This is a genomic window from Paenibacillus sp. 1001270B_150601_E10, from assembly GCF_015558675.1.
In the GTDB taxonomy this organism is placed as follows: domain Bacteria; phylum Bacillota; class Bacilli; order Paenibacillales; family Paenibacillaceae; genus Paenibacillus_B.
Genome location: NZ_JADMOL010000003.1, coordinates 40579 through 58605, shown reverse-complemented (window position 1 = coordinate 58605; position 18027 = coordinate 40579). Strand labels below are relative to the sequence as shown.

General features: G+C 49.1%; 14 protein-coding genes. 11 read left to right on the top strand and 3 right to left on the bottom strand.

From position 1 onward, the window contains the following. The first annotated feature begins 18 nt into the window (after window positions 1-18). The 5 genes from argB to argH all read left to right on the top strand — a co-directional run bounded on the left by argB (window position 19) and on the right by argH (window position 6117). Window positions 19-840, top strand: coding sequence for an acetylglutamate kinase (gene argB, locus I2H74_RS08980; RefSeq protein WP_195573567.1), 822 nt, complete (start codon window positions 19-21; stop codon window positions 838-840). Window positions 841-914: 74 nt separating this feature from the next. Next, window positions 915-2120 carry an acetylornithine transaminase gene (locus tag I2H74_RS08975; protein WP_195573565.1) on the top strand — a complete coding sequence of 402 codons (1206 nt, stop codon included), beginning with the start codon at window positions 915-917 and terminating at the stop codon, window positions 2118-2120. Between the two features lie 102 nt (window positions 2121-2222). Further along, entirely contained in the window at window positions 2223-3170 is a 948-nt protein-coding gene (gene argF / locus I2H74_RS08970) for an ornithine carbamoyltransferase (protein ID WP_195573563.1), read from the top strand. A gap of 134 nt (window positions 3171-3304) precedes the next feature. Next, window positions 3305-4576, top strand: coding sequence for an argininosuccinate synthase (locus I2H74_RS08965; RefSeq protein ID WP_195573561.1), 1272 nt, complete (start codon window positions 3305-3307; stop codon window positions 4574-4576). A gap of 119 nt (window positions 4577-4695) precedes the next feature. Continuing rightward, window positions 4696-6117 (top strand): argininosuccinate lyase, encoded by a 1422-nt coding sequence (argH, locus tag I2H74_RS08960; RefSeq protein WP_195573559.1) that lies wholly within the window; start codon window positions 4696-4698, stop codon window positions 6115-6117. Between the two features lie 451 nt (window positions 6118-6568). Here argH and I2H74_RS08955 read toward each other — a convergent pair whose 3' ends face one another. Beyond that, complete coding sequence (locus tag I2H74_RS08955) at window positions 6569-7996, bottom strand: VanW family protein (RefSeq protein ID WP_195573557.1); 1428 nt, start codon at window positions 7994-7996, stop codon at window positions 6569-6571. A 444-nt stretch (window positions 7997-8440) separates the two neighbouring features. On the opposite strand from I2H74_RS08955, the gene ftsE reads away from it, so the two are divergent. From ftsE to I2H74_RS08930, 5 genes are all read left to right on the top strand, one after another. Next, the gene (gene ftsE / locus I2H74_RS08950; protein WP_195573555.1) at window positions 8441-9127 is read left to right on the top strand and encodes a cell division ATP-binding protein FtsE; all 687 of its coding nucleotides are present in this window, start codon (window positions 8441-8443) and stop codon (window positions 9125-9127) included. Beyond that, window positions 9117-10028 (top strand): permease-like cell division protein FtsX, encoded by a 912-nt coding sequence (gene ftsX, locus I2H74_RS08945; protein ID WP_195573553.1) that lies wholly within the window; start codon window positions 9117-9119, stop codon window positions 10026-10028. Before ftsE ends, ftsX begins: the two co-directional genes overlap by 11 nt. A gap of 23 nt (window positions 10029-10051) precedes the next feature. Then, the gene (locus I2H74_RS08940; protein WP_195573551.1) at window positions 10052-11335 is read left to right on the top strand and encodes a murein hydrolase activator EnvC family protein; all 1284 of its coding nucleotides are present in this window, start codon (window positions 10052-10054) and stop codon (window positions 11333-11335) included. Between the two features lie 215 nt (window positions 11336-11550). Beyond that, window positions 11551-12987 (top strand): S41 family peptidase, encoded by a 1437-nt coding sequence (locus tag I2H74_RS08935; protein ID WP_195573549.1) that lies wholly within the window; start codon window positions 11551-11553, stop codon window positions 12985-12987. Between the two features lie 324 nt (window positions 12988-13311). Further along, complete coding sequence (locus I2H74_RS08930; protein ID WP_324254034.1) at window positions 13312-14607, top strand: PDZ domain-containing protein; 1296 nt, start codon at window positions 13312-13314, stop codon at window positions 14605-14607. Window positions 14608-15149: 542 nt separating this feature from the next. Here I2H74_RS08930 and I2H74_RS08925 read toward each other — a convergent pair. After that, window positions 15150-16070, bottom strand: a complete 921-nt coding sequence (locus tag I2H74_RS08925; RefSeq protein WP_195573547.1) for an OmpA/MotB family protein — start codon at window positions 16068-16070, stop codon at window positions 15150-15152. Continuing rightward, a complete protein-coding gene (locus I2H74_RS08920; protein ID WP_195573545.1) occupies window positions 16054-16866 on the bottom strand; it encodes a flagellar motor protein in 813 nt (270 codons plus the stop codon). The genes I2H74_RS08925 and I2H74_RS08920 overlap by 17 nt, the downstream gene beginning before the upstream one ends. Before the next feature lie 369 nt (window positions 16867-17235). Here I2H74_RS08920 and I2H74_RS24565 point away from each other — a divergent pair. Next, a partial coding sequence (locus tag I2H74_RS24565) for a DEAD/DEAH box helicase family protein (RefSeq protein WP_229106528.1) occupies window positions 17236-18027 on the top strand: 792 nt, incomplete at its 3' end.

Below are 18027 nucleotides of genomic sequence, written 5' to 3'. Positions count from 1 at the left end.
AAGAATGGGAGAGAAGAGATGGTGAGCCAACTGAAACAGAGCTTTGTGATGAAGTGTGGGGGAAGCACCTTAGCCGATCTTCCCGATTCTTTCTATGAGCAATTGCGTGATGTACAGCAAGCAGCCTTGGTACCAGTGATCGTTCATGGCGGGGGGCCGGCAATATCCGATACATTAGGCAAGCTTGGCATTGAGACCGAGTTCGTCAACGGTCTGCGCAAGACAAGTGAAGATGTGCTGGATGTAGTGGAAATGGTGCTGGCAGGCAGCATGAACAAGCAGATTGTAAGGCGATTGAACCGTGTTGGCGCTTCGGCCCTAGGTTTGTCCGGCACCGATGGCCGCTTGATTCAAGCCAAGCCAGTTGCAGAAGCGGATCAAGTTGGCTTTGTCGGAGATGTAACGCAGGTTGACGCTGCCTTGATTCAAGGCGTTATGGAGATGGGCTATATTCCAGTTATTGCGCCCATAGGCATAGATGATAATGCTCAGCGCTATAACATCAACGCAGATACAGCTGCAGGAGCCGTTGCCGCTCATCTCGGCGCAGATCGCTTGGTTGTCATTACAGACGTAGCGGGCATTATGAAGCCTGTTGATGGGAAGCTTACCCTTCTGCCTGTTGTCACGATACAAGAGATCGAAGAGATGATCGTCTCTGGCGACATCTACGGAGGGATGATTCCTAAGGTGCGCGCAGCCATGAAGTGCTTGGAGGGCGGCGTGACAGAGGTAGTTATAGCCAAAGGCACAGAGCCTGATGTGCTAAGGCGACTGGTTGCAGGTGAAGAGCTTGGCACGCGGATTGTCGTTAGCCATAACGAGACGGTAGGCGTTTAAACATCATGATCATCAGTGATTCGTTGGATCAACGATATCGATAGATTCATAGAAAAGGTTTGGGGGGATTCAGAATGACAGCTTCCAATGTCAGCGGTCAAGGGACCGACAGTGCGTTGTTTCCTACGTACGCAAGATATCCAATCGCGCTTGTAAAAGGAGAAGGCAGTCGACTGTGGGACGCCAACGGCAAGTGCTATCTCGACTTTATGAGCGGCCTTGCTGTGACGAACCTCGGTCATGCGCCGAAGCAGGTTAGAGATCGTCTTGTAGAACAGCTGGATACGCTGTGGCATGTATCGAACTTGTTTCATATTCCGCAGCAGGAAGAGGCAGCGAAGCTGCTTGTCAAGCATTCCTGCGCTGATGCCGTATTCTTCTGCAACAGTGGTGCAGAAGCGAATGAAGCAGCGATTAAGCTAGCTCGACGCTATCAGAATGTGATTGCTGGAACAGGACGGACGGAGATTATCACCTTCCAGCAATCTTTCCATGGACGTACGTTGGCGACCTTGACGGCTACTGGACAGGATAAAGTGAAGGATGGCTTTGCCCCTCTGCCAGAAGGCTTCCGCTACGCTCCTTTTAACGATAAGGACGCTTTGCTTCAGGCGATTAATCACAACACAGGCGCTATCATGCTTGAGATGATTCAAGCAGAGGGCGGCGTGAATCTATTGGATCCAGCATTTGCCGAACTTATCGCACAGTGCTGCGAGGAACATGGCCTTTTGCTCATCGTAGATGAGGTGCAAACGGGCATGGGCCGTACGGGTCGATGGTTTGCCCATGAGCATTACGGACTTGAGCCGGATATTATTACTTCGGCGAAAGGTCTTGGCAGCGGGTTCCCTGTTGGGGCCATGCTCGCAAAGGCGAAGCTTCGCGAAGCCTTTGGCCCAGGCAGCCATGGTTCCACCTTCGGCGGTACGCCGCTAGCGATGGCTGCGGTCATCGGTACGCTGCTTGCCCATGAAGAGGAAGAGCTCGCTAAGCGTGCAGATGAGATGGGACAGTATCTGGTGCAGCAGCTTCATGCGAAGATCGGCGCGATGTCCATCGTGAAGGAGATTCGCGGACTGGGGCTGTTGATCGGCATAGAGTGCCATGCACCGGTCGCAGGCATGCTTGCAGCAGCCCAAGCAGTGGGATTGCTGTTCGTAACGGCTGGACCGAACGTTATCCGCTTGCTTCCAAACCTAAAGGTGACGAAGGAAGAGATCGATGAGGCGATTGAAGTCCTTGTGCACGTGCTTGAGTCTGCTGAGGTAACGGTATAAGGGGTAGAAAACGGCGAACAATTGATTGGCTTTAACAAGTACGAAGAACGAAGCGAATGGATAGCAGGCAGGTCCTGCTTTGAATAGACGGAGGTGCGGGATATGACATTAACGCAAATTGACCTTAGAGGACGCGACTTTATTGCCCTTGCGGATTATACCCAAGAAGAGCTCTATACCTTGCTGAAGGTCGCTCGCGATTTGAAAGAAAAGCAGAAGGCAGGAACGCCTGAACAGCCTTTAAAGGGCAAGACACTAGGCATGATCTTCGAAAAATCCTCGACGCGTACGCGTGTATCGTTCGAGGTTGGCATGTACCAGCTTGGCGGGCAGGCCTTGTTCCTAAGCAAAAACGATATTCAAATTGGCCGCGGCGAGACCATTGAGGATACGGCGCAAGTTCTCTCACGCTATGTGGACGGTATAATGATTCGTACGTATGCGCACCGCACCGTTATTGATCTGGCTCGCGCAGCTACGGTGCCGGTTATCAACGGCTTGTCGGATCTGAATCACCCTTGCCAGGCGCTGGCGGATTATATGACAGTCCTTGAGAAGAAGGGACGCCTTGAAGGGCTTAAAGTGGCTTACATCGGGGACGGCAACAATATGGCTCACTCCTTGATGATGGGCGGAGCAAAGTTTGGGATGCATGTGGCGGTTGCTACGCCTGAAGGCTATGAAGTGGATCCTGAGGTGGCGAAGCAGTCAAAGGAGTTTGCCGAGCAGCACGGAGCGTCCATTACACTGACGCATGATCCGAAGGAAGCGGTGGCCGATGCCGATGTGATTTATACCGATGTATGGGCGAGCATGGGCTTTGAAGAGGAGCAGAAGGAACGCGAGAAGGCCTTCCACAGCTATCAAGTCAACGAAGCGCTAGCGAAATATGCGAAGGGCGACTATCTCTTTATGCACTGCCTGCCGGCCCACCGTGGGGAGGAAGTAAGTGCAGGCGTAATCGACGGCAGCAACTCGATTATTTTTGATCAAGCGGAGAACCGCCTTCACGCACAAAAAGCGATCATGGCCTTGACCATGTGCAATTAATAGGTGCAGTTGAATCGTATAATCTTTCATGCCAAATTAGAAGACAATGCAATTTTACGTACCGAATGATTTAGCAAGGCATGGATTCGATAAATCGGAATGGAAGAAGCAAGAGATGAAGGAGAGGAATCAACATGGCAAAGAATAAGATCGTGCTCGCCTACTCAGGCGGCCTGGATACTTCCGTGATTCTAAAATGGCTGAAGGAAACCTATGATGCGGAAATTATTACCTTTACAGCTGATATCGGCCAAAAGGACGAACTCGACGGCCTAGAGGAAAAGGCACTTGCAACTGGCGCGTCTAAAGTCTACATCGACGATCTTCGCGATGAGTTTGCGAAAGATTTCATTTACCCGATGTTCCAAGCGGGAGCTCTTTATGAGGGGCAATACCTGCTCGGTACCAGCATCGCGCGTCCGTTGATCGCGAAGCGCATGGTTGAGATCGCTCGCGCAGAAGGGGCAATCGCAATCGCTCACGGCGCAACCGGAAAAGGAAATGACCAAGTACGCTTTGAATTGGCTGCAGCTGCACTTGCGCCAGAGATCGAAGTGATCGCGCCTTGGCGTTCAGAGGAGTTCCGCAATCAATTCCCAGGTCGCGCAGAAATGATCGCGTATGCTGAGAAGCACCAAATTCCAGTGCTGGCATCTGCAGCGAAGCCTTATTCGATGGACCGCAACCTCCTTCATATCAGCTTTGAGAGCGGCATGCTTGAAGATCCATGGTTTGATGCAACAGCAGCAGAAAACAAGGGAATGTATGTGCTCAGCGTCGATCCAGAGGATGCTCCAGATACAGCGGAATACGTAGAGCTTGCCTTTGAAAAAGGAAATTGTATGGCCATTAATGGCGAAGCGTTGACGCCGCTACAGGTGATGGAGAAGCTGAACGAGCTTGGCGGCAAGCATGGCATCGGCCGTGTGGACATGGTTGAGAATCGTTTTGTCGGCATGAAGAGCCGCGGCGTGTATGAGACACCGGGCGGAACAATTCTATTTACCGCTCATCGCAAAATGGAATCTTTAACGATGGACCGTGAAGTGATGCATCTTCGCGACTCCTTAATTCCTAGATACAGCAGTGTCGTCTATAATGGCTTCTGGTTCGCACCTGAGCGTCTTGCGATGCAAGCTCTTGTGGCAGAAAGCCAAAAGCATGTCACAGGCACCGTTCGTCTGAAGCTGTACAAGGGCAATGTAATGGGCGCAGGCGTACAAAGTCCAGTCAGCCTGTACAATCCAGACATCGCAACGATGGAAGCAGATCCTACTCAAGCTTACGATCAGAACGACGCGACAGGCTTCATTCATCTGAATGCACTGCGCTTGAAAGTCGCTTCTGGCGTTCACGGCTCTGAGGTGCATGGCATCGAAGCGAAGAAGGAGCCGGCATCCGTATAGGTAAAGGCTGGCTAGAAAAAGACGCACCTCATGTAGAAATGGAAAGCTGGCTTGTGCAATATGTAGTACAGCAAGTCAGATCATGTTGGAATGAGGGGAAGCAATGAGGAGGCACGCGTGTGAGCAAGCTATGGGGCGGGCGGTTTACGAAGCAGACAGACGAACTAGTGGAGCAGTATACCGCCTCCATTACATTTGATAAAGAATTGGCGGAAGAAGATATTCAAGGAAGCCTCGCACATGTAACGATGCTTGGCAAATGCGGCATTCTGCCTTTGGAGGATGTCGAGAAGATCAAGCAGGGCTTGGTGCAGGTGCTGGAGCTTATCCGCCAGGGCAGCATGGAGTATTCCGTGTCTGATGAAGACATTCATATGAATATTGAGAAAAAGCTGATTGAGCTGGTAGGTCCAGTCGGAGGCAAGCTCCATACGGGACGGAGCCGCAATGATCAGGTAGCGACCGATATGCATCTTTACCTGCGGAAGCATGTCATCTCCTTTGTGGAGCTTCTAGGCAAGCTGCAGGCTGCGCTGATTGAGCAGGCGAAGGCGAACAAGGAGACAATTGTTCCGGGTTATACGCATTTGCAACGGGCACAGCCGATCCTCTTTGCTCATCATCTCATGGCCTATGTGGCTATGTTTGAACGGGATATCGAGCGCTTGAGAGACAGCTATAAGCGCATCAACACACTCCCGCTTGGTGCAGGGGCGCTAGCGGGAACGACATTCCGGATCGATCGCCACTTTGTTGCGGAACAGCTCGGCTTTGAGCGAGTATATGAAAACAGCTTGGATGCGGTGAGTGATCGTGACTTTATCGTAGAGTTCCTATCCAACGCTTCCTTGATCATGATGCACTTGTCCCGCTTATGCGAGGAGTTAGTGCTATGGTCCAGCACCGAATTCCAGTTCGTTGAACTGGATGATGCATTCTGCACGGGATCAAGCATCATGCCGCAGAAGAAGAATCCGGACGTGGCAGAGCTTGTTCGAGGGAAGACAGGGCGCGTGTATGGCAATCTTGTCGGCATGTTGACTGTATTGAAGGCTCTTCCGCTTGCGTATAACAAGGATATGCAAGAGGACAAAGAAGGGATGCTTGATACCGTAGCGACCTTGGATGGAGCCCTTCGCTTGTTCGCACCTATGATCGCGACGATGAAGGTCAATAAGGAGCGCATGCGTCAAGCGGTTCGCCAAGACTTCTCCAATGCGACGGACATTGCGGATTTCCTAGTGAACAAAGGACTTCCGTTCCGCCAAGCGCACGAGGTCATCGGCAAGACGGTGCTGTACTGCATTCAGCGCGGTGTTTATTTGCTGGATATAACGCTGGAAGAGTTCCAACAGTTCTCACCGCTGTTTGACGAATCAATCTACCAGGTGCTCCAGCCAGAGCAGGTTGTGAATGCCCGCAATGTATATGGCGGCACTGCTGCTCCGCAGGTAGAAGGAGCCATTCAACGGGCGGAAGCCTCGCTTCAAGTGACGAAGCAATGGGTGGAGAATCACCAACCGGCACTTGTTACGATATAAGTGAGCCTTAGATACAGGCTATTGACGTAACCTGAAGCCAGTCTTGACTTTTTGACTTGTATGGAGATCCGACAGAGAGAGTAAGCATGACTTGCTTGCAAGGATGGCTTGCTCCCATGACTGGTTGTAGTGGGGGTTACGACGAGTTGGCAGGAAAACGGAGTAGGGTAAAGATATACGGGCGTTTGGATCTTTTGCAAGATCATACATTGAATGGGTTAGTTGGCTGAATCATATCGCAGACTCGCGTTAAGAGTGTCCAGAGAGGCCTTACGCGTGCGAGCTGCGACAGCAGAAGGGGCTGCTTCCTACGTCGTTAAGACGTTAGAAGCAGCCCCGCTTTCGTTTTCATAAGGAAAATAAAACTCCAATCGATTCTTGTGTAAGGGGGGTCTACCGTGCTGAACCTTGAAAGGCCTGTATAATGTCTTACATGGATGCCGAACTTGAATCAGAAATTAGGTCCGTTTACGCCGTCCTCAAGGATCGGCTCCGGATTAGACGGCTTCTCCGAACTAGGATTCTGTCCTCCACTGTTCGTGGCGATCAGGGTAGGCTGCGCTTTGTAGGTATCCACGTACATTTTCTCACGGGAAACTTCTTTTCCATCCACTAACTTAATACGGTAGGATTCGACCTTGTAACCCTGTTTCCCCTTTTGAATGGTCTCTTGTGAGCCGACTGGCAGGCTGGCGTTTTTCACATATTTGACGGTTGGCTGGATGATCTGCACGGTCTTTGTTTCCATCTTGTAGCTTACGTTCTTTTCCATTGTGCCGAACAGCTTGATGATGAGCTGATTGTTTTCGGCTGAGGTTCGAATGAGCAGATTTTTGCCTGTCGTATTTTTAAAGCGGAAGTTAATATATCCCTCTGAAAAAGTAGCATCGAGCCCGATAGGGAGATAGGCTACAGGGAGCGAATGGTTGCGACGCTCTACGACTTCAAGGCCGGTGCGGAGCGCTGCATTGTAAAGGGTGCTGGATACCTGGCAAATGCCGCCGCCGATCCCAGGAACGAGCTTGCCGTTAAAGATGACAGGAGCTTCTTGAAAGCCATACTCTTTCTCCGTCTCTGCAATAACTTTTTCATAATCAAAAATATCGCCTGGCTTCAGCACCATATTATTGATCGTTTTGGCCGCTGATACCACATTATGAATGCGCCCTGCATCGCCAGGCTTTAAGTAGGTGGAGATCTCGATGATTTTGCGGTCAATGCCCTCATCCTTAAGGCTTTGCACCGTTACAGCAGCCTCCTGCTTCACGAGCGGCACCTCAATATTTAAGGCGTCGCCCTCTTGCCATTCGGAAGGAATGGCCACACGAATAACCTGCTCCATCTGTATTCGGTCTAGACGATATACCGATTGATCTGGAGTGTAAGTCACTTTATCGTCCTTCGTAATGGTTCTTGTCGCATCGACTGGCTTGCCGAAGGTTTGAATTTCCCACTGTGCATGGAAGCGCTGCTTCCACACCTGATTATCCCATGTGAAGTTGAGGGTCCAATCTTTTTTGAAGGAACGCCTTGCCTCGATTCGATCCCAGAGGCTTCCCGCCTGAAGCTGCTTTAGGGCCTCTAGCAAAGGCTGTGCCTGATAATAAACGCCAAGCTTATCAAGGGTTGTAGAAACGGGGCTTACTTGCGTTTTCGGAAAGGTGAAGGTTACAGGAGTTTGCTCCAGTTCCTTGATGCGTTGCGTGAGCTCTTTTTCAAAAGCCGAAATGTCCATACCCCCAATAGACCACGAAGAGAGCTCTACCTCATTGGGAATGGCGGTAGAGTTGGCGTAGCGCTGCAGCGAGCTCCACCCTACGATAGCAGCGATTAACAGCAAGAGGAACACTCCTGCTAGACCGATATACAGCTTCTTCACGACAATATCCTCCTGTCACTCCTCAAACCTTTTTTCAAAAGACGGACATGCAGACAAGCCCATTTTTTGCCTCAACGATTTTTATGACGCAATGCTACATTGTGATGGAAGATGGTTTGCGTTGATATGTCAAAGTGGACATGCTTTGGGCAGCTTAATCTCCTATAAGGCTGCATGCAATCTCATCCCTTTCATCTATATGCGCCTTGCGGTTCAAACTTTCCAGAACGGTGTCTAACCTGCTTCTTCTAATCGTGAAGGCGGTTGCTGTCGAAAAAGGAGAGGTCGGCTAGGAGCGTCAAGTGCTGACATTTTCCCGGGAAATAACGAACAAAAGGTTACAAATTGTAAAAAAATCTGTAGAAAATACGGTTGGAATAAAGGAATCTGGTACCCTGTGTCGAATATATAAAAGCTGATTTCTAACTTTAGGAAGTGATTGCTTTGATAGAAATGCAAGACGTGTGGAAGACCTATCAGGATGGTTCCCATGCGATTCGCGGCATTTCGGTGCGCATTGAGAAGGACGATTTCGTCTATCTCGTTGGACCGTCGGGTGCAGGCAAATCGACATTTATGAAGATGATTTATAGAGAAGAAGTTCCGACAAAGGGACAAATTTTTGTGAATGGATTTAATATCGGCAAGCTGAAGCGCCGCAAGATCCCGTTCGTGAGAAGAAATATCGGGGTTATCTTTCAAGACTTCCGCTTGCTGCCGAAGTTGAATGTATTTGAAAATGTAGCGTTCGCCATGGAGGCGATTGAAGCGCCGAAGAAGATTATTAAGCGTCGGGTGCCTGAGGTGCTGGAGCTGGTTGGCCTTAAGCATAAGCTGATGAGCATGCCGTCTCAGCTCTCTGGTGGCGAGCAGCAGCGTGTGGCGATAGCGCGCGCGATCGTGAATAATCCAACGGTAATCGTAGCGGATGAGCCTACGGGGAATCTTGACCCGGATACTTCATGGGAAATTATGAAGCTGCTTGAGGAGATCAACTATCGGGGAACGACCATCTTGATGGCGACCCACAACAAAGACATCGTAAACACGATTCGTAGACGCGTTATTGCCATTGAGCAAGGACAGATTGTGCGAGATGTGATTCGGGGGGATTACGGCTATGACAGTTAACACCATGACCCGACATATTCGCGAAGGCGGTAAAAGCGTATTCCGCAATGGCTGGATGTCCGTTGCATCGATAAGTTCCATCGTTATATCCCTGTTGATACTGGGCGTTTTTATTCTGTTATCGTTTAATTTGAATGCCATGACTAGCGAATTGGACAGTAAGGTTCAAATACGCGTGTACCTTCAATTGGATGTGACGCAAGATGAGATTGAGCTGCTCCGAACGGATATTGGCAATATGGCAGAAGTGAGCAAGGTGGATTACGTGACGAAGCAAGAAGGCATGGATCTCCTTGAGAAAAGTTTGGGCGAGGATGGCAAAGACATCCTTAGCGGTTATAACGATGAGACGAATCCGTTGCCAGATTCCTTCACCGTTGAAGTGAAAGATCCACAGACCGTAGGGATGGTCGCGAAGAAGATTGAAGCCTTGAATGAGACGAATGCAGCCAAGCCGGTCTGGAAAGTCAAGTACGGTCAAGGCAGCGTGGAGAAGCTGTTCCAGGTAACGAAAATGATTCGCAACTTTGGCCTTATCTTAGTAGCAGGACTTGCCTTAACGGCGATGTTCCTTATTTCAAATACGATTAAGATTACGATCATGGCGCGTCAGCGTGAGATCGGCATTATGAAGCTCGTGGGCGCAACCAATTCCTTTATTCGATGGCCGTTCTTTATTGAAGGATTCCTGATCGGATTAATTGGAGCTCTAGTCAGTGTCGGTGTATTGTTCTTGAGCTATGATCAGCTCATTCACTACGCATCTTCGAATTTATCCTTTATCAAGCTGATTCCGCTGCAAGAGATGTGGGGGCTCGTCGCGACGGTGCTTATGCTGCTTGGCATTGTGATCGGAATGTGGGGAAGTACGATATCCATTCGCAAGTTTCTTAAAGTTTAGGTTGGATGAAAGAGGAGGTACCAATGTTGAAGAAAAAATGGCTGTTACTCGTGCTCAGTACGATGTTGTTGACTGGTATTGCGGCTCCTTCAACGGGGCATGCTTCTGAGCTTGGCAAGATCAATGATCAGCTAAAGGATCTAAAGCAGCAGATGCGCGCTGCAGAGAAGAAGCAGCAGCAAGCAGAGAAGCAAGCAGATGTAGCAACGGCGAACAAGACGAAGACGCAAAAGGATCTGGATCAGATTACAGAGCAGATCGACGTCAAAGTGAACGAGATGGCGAAGGTATCCTCGGAAATCGACCAGGCGGAATTCGATCTTGAAGAGAATGGCAGACAGCTCGAAGCAGCCAATAAACGTATTGCAGAGCGCGAGGAGCTATTGGATGCACGGGTACAGCTCATGTATACAGACGGCAATGTATCTTATATTGAAGTGCTCTTAAGTTCAACCAGCTTTTCAGACTTCTTAGATCGTTTGGATTCTATCGAGCAGATCGCAAATCGCGATAAAGAGCTTGTAGCTGAGCATAAGCGGGACAAGGCTTTGGTATTAGAAAAGAAAAAGCAGATCGAATCAGACCTCACGCGTGTGCGGACACTTTACGCGAAGCTTGAAGAGACCAAGCAGGATCTGATGAAGCAGGAAAAAGAAAAAGAAGTCATGATCGCTTCCTTCAATCAACAAATCGAGGAATCGCATGGTCTTAGCGCGGAGCAAGAGGAACTGCTCGTTGCGCTTGTGTCGCAGCGTGCTGAGTTAGAGCAACAGAAGGTATCCGAAGAGACTCGTCTTCGCAAGCTTGAGGAGGAGCGTCGCCAGCGTGAGCAAGCGAAGCAGGCAAACCAAGGCAGCAGTAGCGGAAGTTCAAGCTCCAGCTCCAATACCGTGTACGGTTATACGGGCGGCAAGCTGGCTGTTCCGTTGAAGAGTTCGTATACCATTACCTCCCTGTTCGGTACGCGGCAGGATCCAATCACGGGCAAGATGGGCGCGTATCATAGCGGCATCGATATGGCTGCGCCGGGTGGAACGTCTATTTATGCAGCAGAATCTGGGGTTGTCGTCTTGGCGGAATGGTGGAGCGGATACGGCAACTGTGTTATCATCGATCATGGACAGGGTCTGTGGACCTTGTATGGACATATCCGTAATGGCGGGATCAAGGTGCAAAAAGGGGATAAAGTTCAAGTGGGAGATAAGATTGCGGAAGTAGGCTCAACGGGCCGCTCGACAGGCAATCACTTGCATTTTGAGGTTCGCTTGAATGGGGATCGCGTCGATCCGGAACCATACCTGCAATAAGACCAGCCTTTCTCTTCGTTTATCGTGACGAGAGAAAGCATTCCAAGCAGGTTGATTCGCCAGTCGGCGTGAAGATTTTGTCCCAGCAAAATTTATATGAGCCTGTCATGGTAAAAAATCCACTATTGGCATATACTACTAAGGTTCTATAGATTTTTAGCCGAACGCATACGGATACGTGGAACAGCTAATGGAGACACGAAGGCGGTGATCGTATGACATTCAAAGGGCGTACCGTCGCTCTTATCGTAGGTGCATCCATCGCTGTCAGCAGTTTGATTACGATGGCAGTTATGGACTTGCCTATCTTTGCAAGCAGTGGACAACCTGCTAGTGGCAGCTTGACCGTGAAGGAGCAGCAGAAGGTGAACGCTGTTCTTCAGGTGATTGAACAGAAGTACTTTAAAGAAGTTGATCGCAACAAGCTTATCAATGGAGCGATCAATGGGATATTTACAGCGCTGGACGATCCATACTCTACTTATATGCAGCGTGAAGAAGCGGAAAACTTCAACGTAAGCGTGCAAGGCGGCTTTACAGGAATCGGCGCAGAGGTATCGATGGAGGAAGGGAAGGTTACAGTCGTTTCTCCAATCAAGGATACTCCGGCAGAGCGTGCTGGCTTGAAACCGAAGGATGTCTTGCTAACGGTGGATGGCGCATCTCTTGAAGGCTTGACCCTTAATCAAGCGGTAGAGAAGATCCGCGGGCCGCGCGGCAGCAAAGTGAAGATCGAAGTGAAGCGACCAGGTGTCGACCAGATCATGACCTTCGAGATTACACGAGATAAGGTAGACCTAGAGACGGTGTTCCCGACGATGCTGGACGGCAAGATCGGCTACATCGAAATTCGCCAGTTCTCTGAGAATACGTATGAACACTTTATGACGGCTCTGGATGACCTTGAGAAGAAAGGCATGAAGGGATTGATTCTCGATGTGCGCAACAATCCTGGCGGCGTCTTGGATGTTGTAGAGAAGATGACTTCTCCATTTATTCAAAAGGGCAAACCGCTGCTGCAGGTCGAGTATCGGGATGGTCCATCAGAAGTGCATAAATCAAAGGGCACCGATAAGCCGAAGCCTTATCCGATCGCCATATTGACGAACAAAGGTAGCGCAAGCGCCTCTGAGATCATGGCAAGCGCGCTGCAGGAGTCGGCAGATGTGAAGATCGTCGGTGAGCATACGTTTGGCAAAGGTACCGTACAAACAAGCTTCCCAGATCAAGAAGACGGAAGCCTGATTAAGATTACCATTGCTAAATGGCTGACTCCAGACGGCAACTGGATCCATCAAAAAGGAATTGAGCCGGATGTTAAGGTGGCTCAGCCTGATTACTTTAACGCTGCTCCAATTGCAAAGGATAAGCTGCTTAAAGCGGACATGAACTCTACGGATGTTCAGAATCTGCAGGTTATTCTAGGCGGGCTTGGCTATAAGCTTGATCGGAAGGATGGCTATTTCTCAGCAAGCACGGAGCAAGCTGTGAAGACATTCCAGAAAGAGAAGCAGCTTTCGGTAACCGGACAGGTTGACAGCAAAACAGCGGAGAAGCTGGAGCAAGCGATTGTTGAGGTTATGCGTGACAAGAAGAATGATGCTCAGCTGAATGCGGCAATTCAGACCATTCAGAAGGAAATTCATCCGTAAGTGTCGAATAATAAGAAGGTCGGAGCCTGCGCGGCTTCAGGCCTTCTTTTTCTATTTATAAGCATCCTCACTCGGAACGTAATATCAGGCGAACAACGAGAGTGTGCCCTTCCGTATCATTGCTGAAATCGATTCACAGGGAAGTGAATAATTGTGTTAAGCGGATTGCGTTGCGCTGATAACGTGTTGTTCTTAAGAACTGCATGATGAGTGAGAGTAGATGAAATTCAAGTATAGTGTGACTAGCGTCTTCTAAAAATTGGTTCACTCGCGATTTAGGAGTGATCGTTGATCTATCGGTTTTGACGGAAAGGGGAGAAGAAAGTGGATGTCGTTCTAGAATGGTTATCTCGCGTTGGCTTTGCTTTGTTGCAGTTACTGCTGTCGCCATTCTACTGGTTGTCGATTATCTTGATTGCCATACACTATCGCCGGCAAATGCTGCTTGAACGCAGACTCTTTGCCGTTAAAATGCATAGCTGGGTTCAACAAACATGGAGAGCATGGCTAGGAGGGCTTGTTGCCGGAGTATTCGTATCTGCTGCAGCCATTGGACTGGGAGTAGCCCTATCACCGCCTGTCGTGTTTCTGATCTGGGGAATCAGTATTTTATTGCTTGTCTTCCGTGTGCGAATGCTTTGTCTGGCTTACTCTGGGGGGATTGTAGCTCTGCTTCATGTTATCCTTGGCTGGTTCCCTGATTTCACACCGAATGGTGTGATAGGGACGGTTGTACAGGAGCTGCGAGCCATCAACCCTGCAGGCTTGCTCATCTTAATTGCATTACTTCATGCTGCAGAGGCCTTTTTGGTTCGCAAGCAGGCGGCCTCCTTTGCAAGTCCGCTCTTTATGGAGAGCAAGCGAGGAAGTGTAATGGGCGGCTATCGCATGCAGACGATGTGGCCTGTGCCATTGCTTATCTTTATGCCTTCTGCAACATATGCAGGCGAAGTGCTGCCTTGGCAGCCCTTGTTAAATGGGGATTTGTGGCAGCTTGGCTGGATGCTCATGGCGTTCCCTGTCATGATCGGGTTCTCTGAGGTCACCTATGCTTATCTTCCGCAAGAGAAAGCCAATGTGACGAGCTCCAGACTATTCATGTATGCTGCTGCATTGCTTGCGCTGTCTCTTCTTGCGAATTGGTGGTCTCCGTTGGTTGCCATTGCAGGTATTGTCTCAATCGGGCTCCACGAATGGATGATCTGGTGGAGCAGGCAGCTTGAATCGAATCGAAGCCCCTTGTATACGCATAGTGGCGAAGGCCTTCGCGTTCAAGCGGTGCTTCCAGGCAGCCCAGCAGAAGAGATGGGAATCGAGGCTGGGGAACGGATCACGAAGATAAATGGGCGTCCGCTGCGCACCAAGGCAGACCTTCATCAGGCGCTCAGCTCTAGCGCGATGTACAAGCTTGAAGTATACAATTTGAATGGAGAGGTCAAGTTTGTACAGCGTGCCTTGTATGATAATGAGCACTATCAGCTAGGCGTATTATTAGCCCCAGATGATGACGTAGCCTACGTAGCAGATGTTGTTCCGGTATCTGCATGGAGATGGCTTAAGGCCCCATGGAAGCGGCACGCTGCTGGTGAGCATCGCGTTCGAACGGAAGCTGACTCCTAAAGCGGTAGACTCAATACGAGATCATAATCAGATAGATAGCGTTCATTTCGACTAGAGATGAGCGCTGTTTTTTTGTTAGCTGGTTTTTCGATGATGTATATGTATGGATCATGAATGGATCACCGTTCGAATTGGCTGTGGGTAGGTTTCTTTTTTATAATCGGAAAAAGGCTGGAAAAACATAATTGTGGATAACTTATAGAAAAAAATAATAATATTCTTCAAATTGTCGACAAGTTGTTAACATTATGGGGATAAAACAGTGAATAATGTGCATAACTTGCGGGTCCTTGTGTATAAAATGTGTGAAAATAAGCTTGTCAATGAAAAACTCCATTTTTGAATATTCTCAAGAACGGAGTGTTGATAGAGATGTTTTGTATTCTGGATAATTGGTTTATCTCGTATAAAAAAGGTTAGCCAGCATGGGCTGACTAACCTGTTAATCGTCATTTGTAGATGAGTGTAAAGATAACTCCGCTATAAAATCAAAAAGAAAGAAATTCGCGATGGAGCGGCTTGGAGCAGATCCATATTTCTTCTTATTGGGACATCGGTTGAATCGTACGCAAGATAATGATTTCTACACGACGATTTTTCTTACGTCCATCTGCTGTTTCATTCGTATCTACAGGACGTGTCTCCCCGTAGCCTGCAATCTGGAACTGTTCTTGCTTCAAGCTCTCTTCCTTCACAAAATAGCGAAGAACGGACAGGGCTCGTTCTGCCGACAGCGCCCAGTTGTCTTTGAACCGGCTGCCAGGCGACATCGGCACATTATCGGTATGCCCCTCTATGCTGATCGTCGTATCAAGCTTCTCGAACAGACTTGCGAGCTTCGACAGGGTAGGCTCAGCCTGAGCGGTCAATTCCGATTGGCCAAGGGCAAACAGCAGGCTGTCGCTGAGTCTAATCTCAATGCCTTTTTCACTGTCGATAACTGTAATGGCATTCTCCAGCTTGTTTTCATCGATATAGGCTTGTACCATGTTTTTGACATGCTGCAGCTGCTCTTCCTGCTTGCGATAAGCAAGATCCTTTTCTGTAATTTCCCCAACCATAACGGCTTTGTCCTTGTTAGAGAGATCATTTTCACTTTTGTCCTGTTGATTCGATTGCCCGTTAGAATCCGATCCCTCTTTACCTACAGCTCCTTGATCCGTCTGATCCGGTTCGGAACCCCCTTCAGAAGGATCCAATTGTCCGGTATTGTCTGTAGTTGAGCCGCCTTCCAGCAAGCTTGGCCCACCTGAAAGCGCACCCTGCTGCGGATTGCTCTTGAAGGAGACCTGAAGCGTCTCCGAAAGGGATTGGTACTTTGTCGCATCAACCTGGCTCATCGCGTACATCACAACAAAGAAAATCATTAACAGCGTAATCAGATCCGCGTATGTAATCAACCAACGATCGTGCTGCTCAGGCGTGCCTGAACGCTTCCTGGAAGCTCTACTTCTGTACTTCAACGTTCATCCCTCGCTTTGGCTCTGCGATTTCACGTAAGGATTCATAGGAATCTTCCCCTTGCATAAAGGTGGAGAGCTTGCGGCGCACGATCTTAGGATTATCCGCTGCCTGAATCGAGAGAATGCCAAGCTGAACAAGCTCCATCTCACGAATCTGAAGGGCACTGCGGCTTCTGATCTTGCTGGCAACGGGCAGGTAAAGAACGTTTGCACTAACGACTCCATACAAGGTTGCAGTAAAAGCAACCGCGATAGAAGGTCCTAGCATGGACGGATCGTTTAGATTGCTGAGGACGTGAATCAATCCCATAACCGTACCGATGATCCCCATGGTTGGTGCGTAACCGCCTGCAGCTTCAAAGATTTTGGCATAACCATCATGCTTCTGCTCGACGCTGTCCATCTCCATGTCCATCATCTGCTGAATAACTTCTGGATCCGTGCCATCCACGACCATCATCATGCCGTCTCGAAGGAACGGATGGCTATGCTTTTGGGCAGATGCCTCAAGGGCAAGAACCCCTTCGCGTCTTGCTTGAAGGCTCATGGCAACAAGATCGTCAACCAAGCGATTCAGATCGCGCGGCTGCTCTCTAAACGCCATGCGAAGCGCCTGAGGAATGCACTTAAGTCTGCTCATCGGGAAGCTGATGATGACGGCTGCAAAGGTACCGCCAAATACGATCAGAGCGGCGGTAGCTTCCCAAAGACCGCTAATATGGCCGCCTTCCCAAATGAAACCGCCAATCAAGGCAACGAGTCCAACGACAATACCAATTACGGTTGTTTTATCCATAATAAATTTCCTTCTTCCTTGCATGTTCCCATTTGCATCCAACGTGAGTTGAGAGTATAATAAAACGGGAACAAACATTCTTATTTATTGAAGATTCTAATCCATGAATGTCTTAAATGGTTGAACTATAAATAAAGGTGTTTCTGTCCTTTTTATCGGGTAATTTCCCTTTAAAGTTTAGCTTGTTTCAGAACGGGTAAGCCTTTGAATAGGTGAATGTTTTTGGTAGTGAATTGGATAAACATAACAGGTGAGCACATGGTCCTATGCCAACTGTATTAGGCTGGGACTTTTGAATCTGCCTATGTGAAGATAGATGCTTTAACGTATAGAAAAGTGATGATGGAAGGATGAGGTGATCGAGTTTCTATGACAGATATTCAGATGTCTTCGAAGCCCTTTGAGCTGGTAAGTGAGTTTGCACCCCAGGGCGATCAGCCGCAGGCGATAACAGAGCTCGTGCAAGGGATCCAGGACAATAAGCGGTATCAGACGCTGCTTGGAGCTACGGGTACGGGGAAGACCTTCACCATCGCTCAAACGATTGCTAAGGTGAATAAGCCAACGCTAGTGATTGCGCATAATAAGACGCTCGCTGCTCAGCTGTGCAGTGAGTTCAAGGAATTTTTCCCAAATAATGCGGTTGAATACTTCGTCAGTTACTACGACTATTACCAGCCGGAAGCTTATATCCCATCCTCTGACACCTATATCGAGAAGGACTCCAGCATTAACGAAGAGATCGATAAGCTTCGTCACTCCGCAACGTCAGCACTTTTTGAGCGTCGAGATGTCATTATTGTGGCGAGCGTGTCGTGCATTTACGGTTTGGGTTCGCCGATCGAGTACGGGAACCTGGTAATGTCTCTGCGAACAGGGATGGAGAAGTCGCGCAACGACATCTTGTCGCGACTTGTTGATATCCAGTACCAGCGGAATGATATGAACTTTATTCGCGGCACCTTCCGGGTGCGCGGCGATGTGGTCGAGATCTTTCCGGCGTCAAAGAGTGAGCATGCCGTACGTATTGAACTCTTTGGCGATGAGATTGAGCGCATTACGGAAATTGATGTCCTTACGGGTGAGATCATTGGCGAGCGTGATCATGTTGCCATCTTCCCGGCTTCTCACTTCGTAACGGCGGAAGAGACGATGAAGCGT

Bases quoted from the DNA above. Each gene is read 5' to 3' on its own strand.
- argB (WP_195573567.1), top strand. From the start codon at position 19: ATGGTGAGCCAACTGAAACAGAGCTTTGTGATGAAGTGTGGGGGAAGC.
- I2H74_RS08975 (WP_195573565.1), top strand. From the start codon at position 915: ATGACAGCTTCCAATGTCAGCGGTCAAGGGACCGACAGTGCGTTGTTT.
- argF (WP_195573563.1), top strand. From the start codon at position 2,223: ATGACATTAACGCAAATTGACCTTAGAGGACGCGACTTTATTGCCCTT.
- I2H74_RS08965 (WP_195573561.1), top strand. From the start codon at position 3,305: ATGGCAAAGAATAAGATCGTGCTCGCCTACTCAGGCGGCCTGGATACT.
- ftsX (WP_195573553.1), top strand. From the start codon at position 9,117: ATGACAGTTAACACCATGACCCGACATATTCGCGAAGGCGGTAAAAGC.
- I2H74_RS08940 (WP_195573551.1), top strand. From the start codon at position 10,052: ATGTTGAAGAAAAAATGGCTGTTACTCGTGCTCAGTACGATGTTGTTG.
- I2H74_RS08935 (WP_195573549.1), top strand. From the start codon at position 11,551: ATGACATTCAAAGGGCGTACCGTCGCTCTTATCGTAGGTGCATCCATC.
- I2H74_RS08920 (WP_195573545.1), bottom strand. From the start codon at position 16,866: ATGGATAAAACAACCGTAATTGGTATTGTCGTTGGACTCGTTGCCTTG.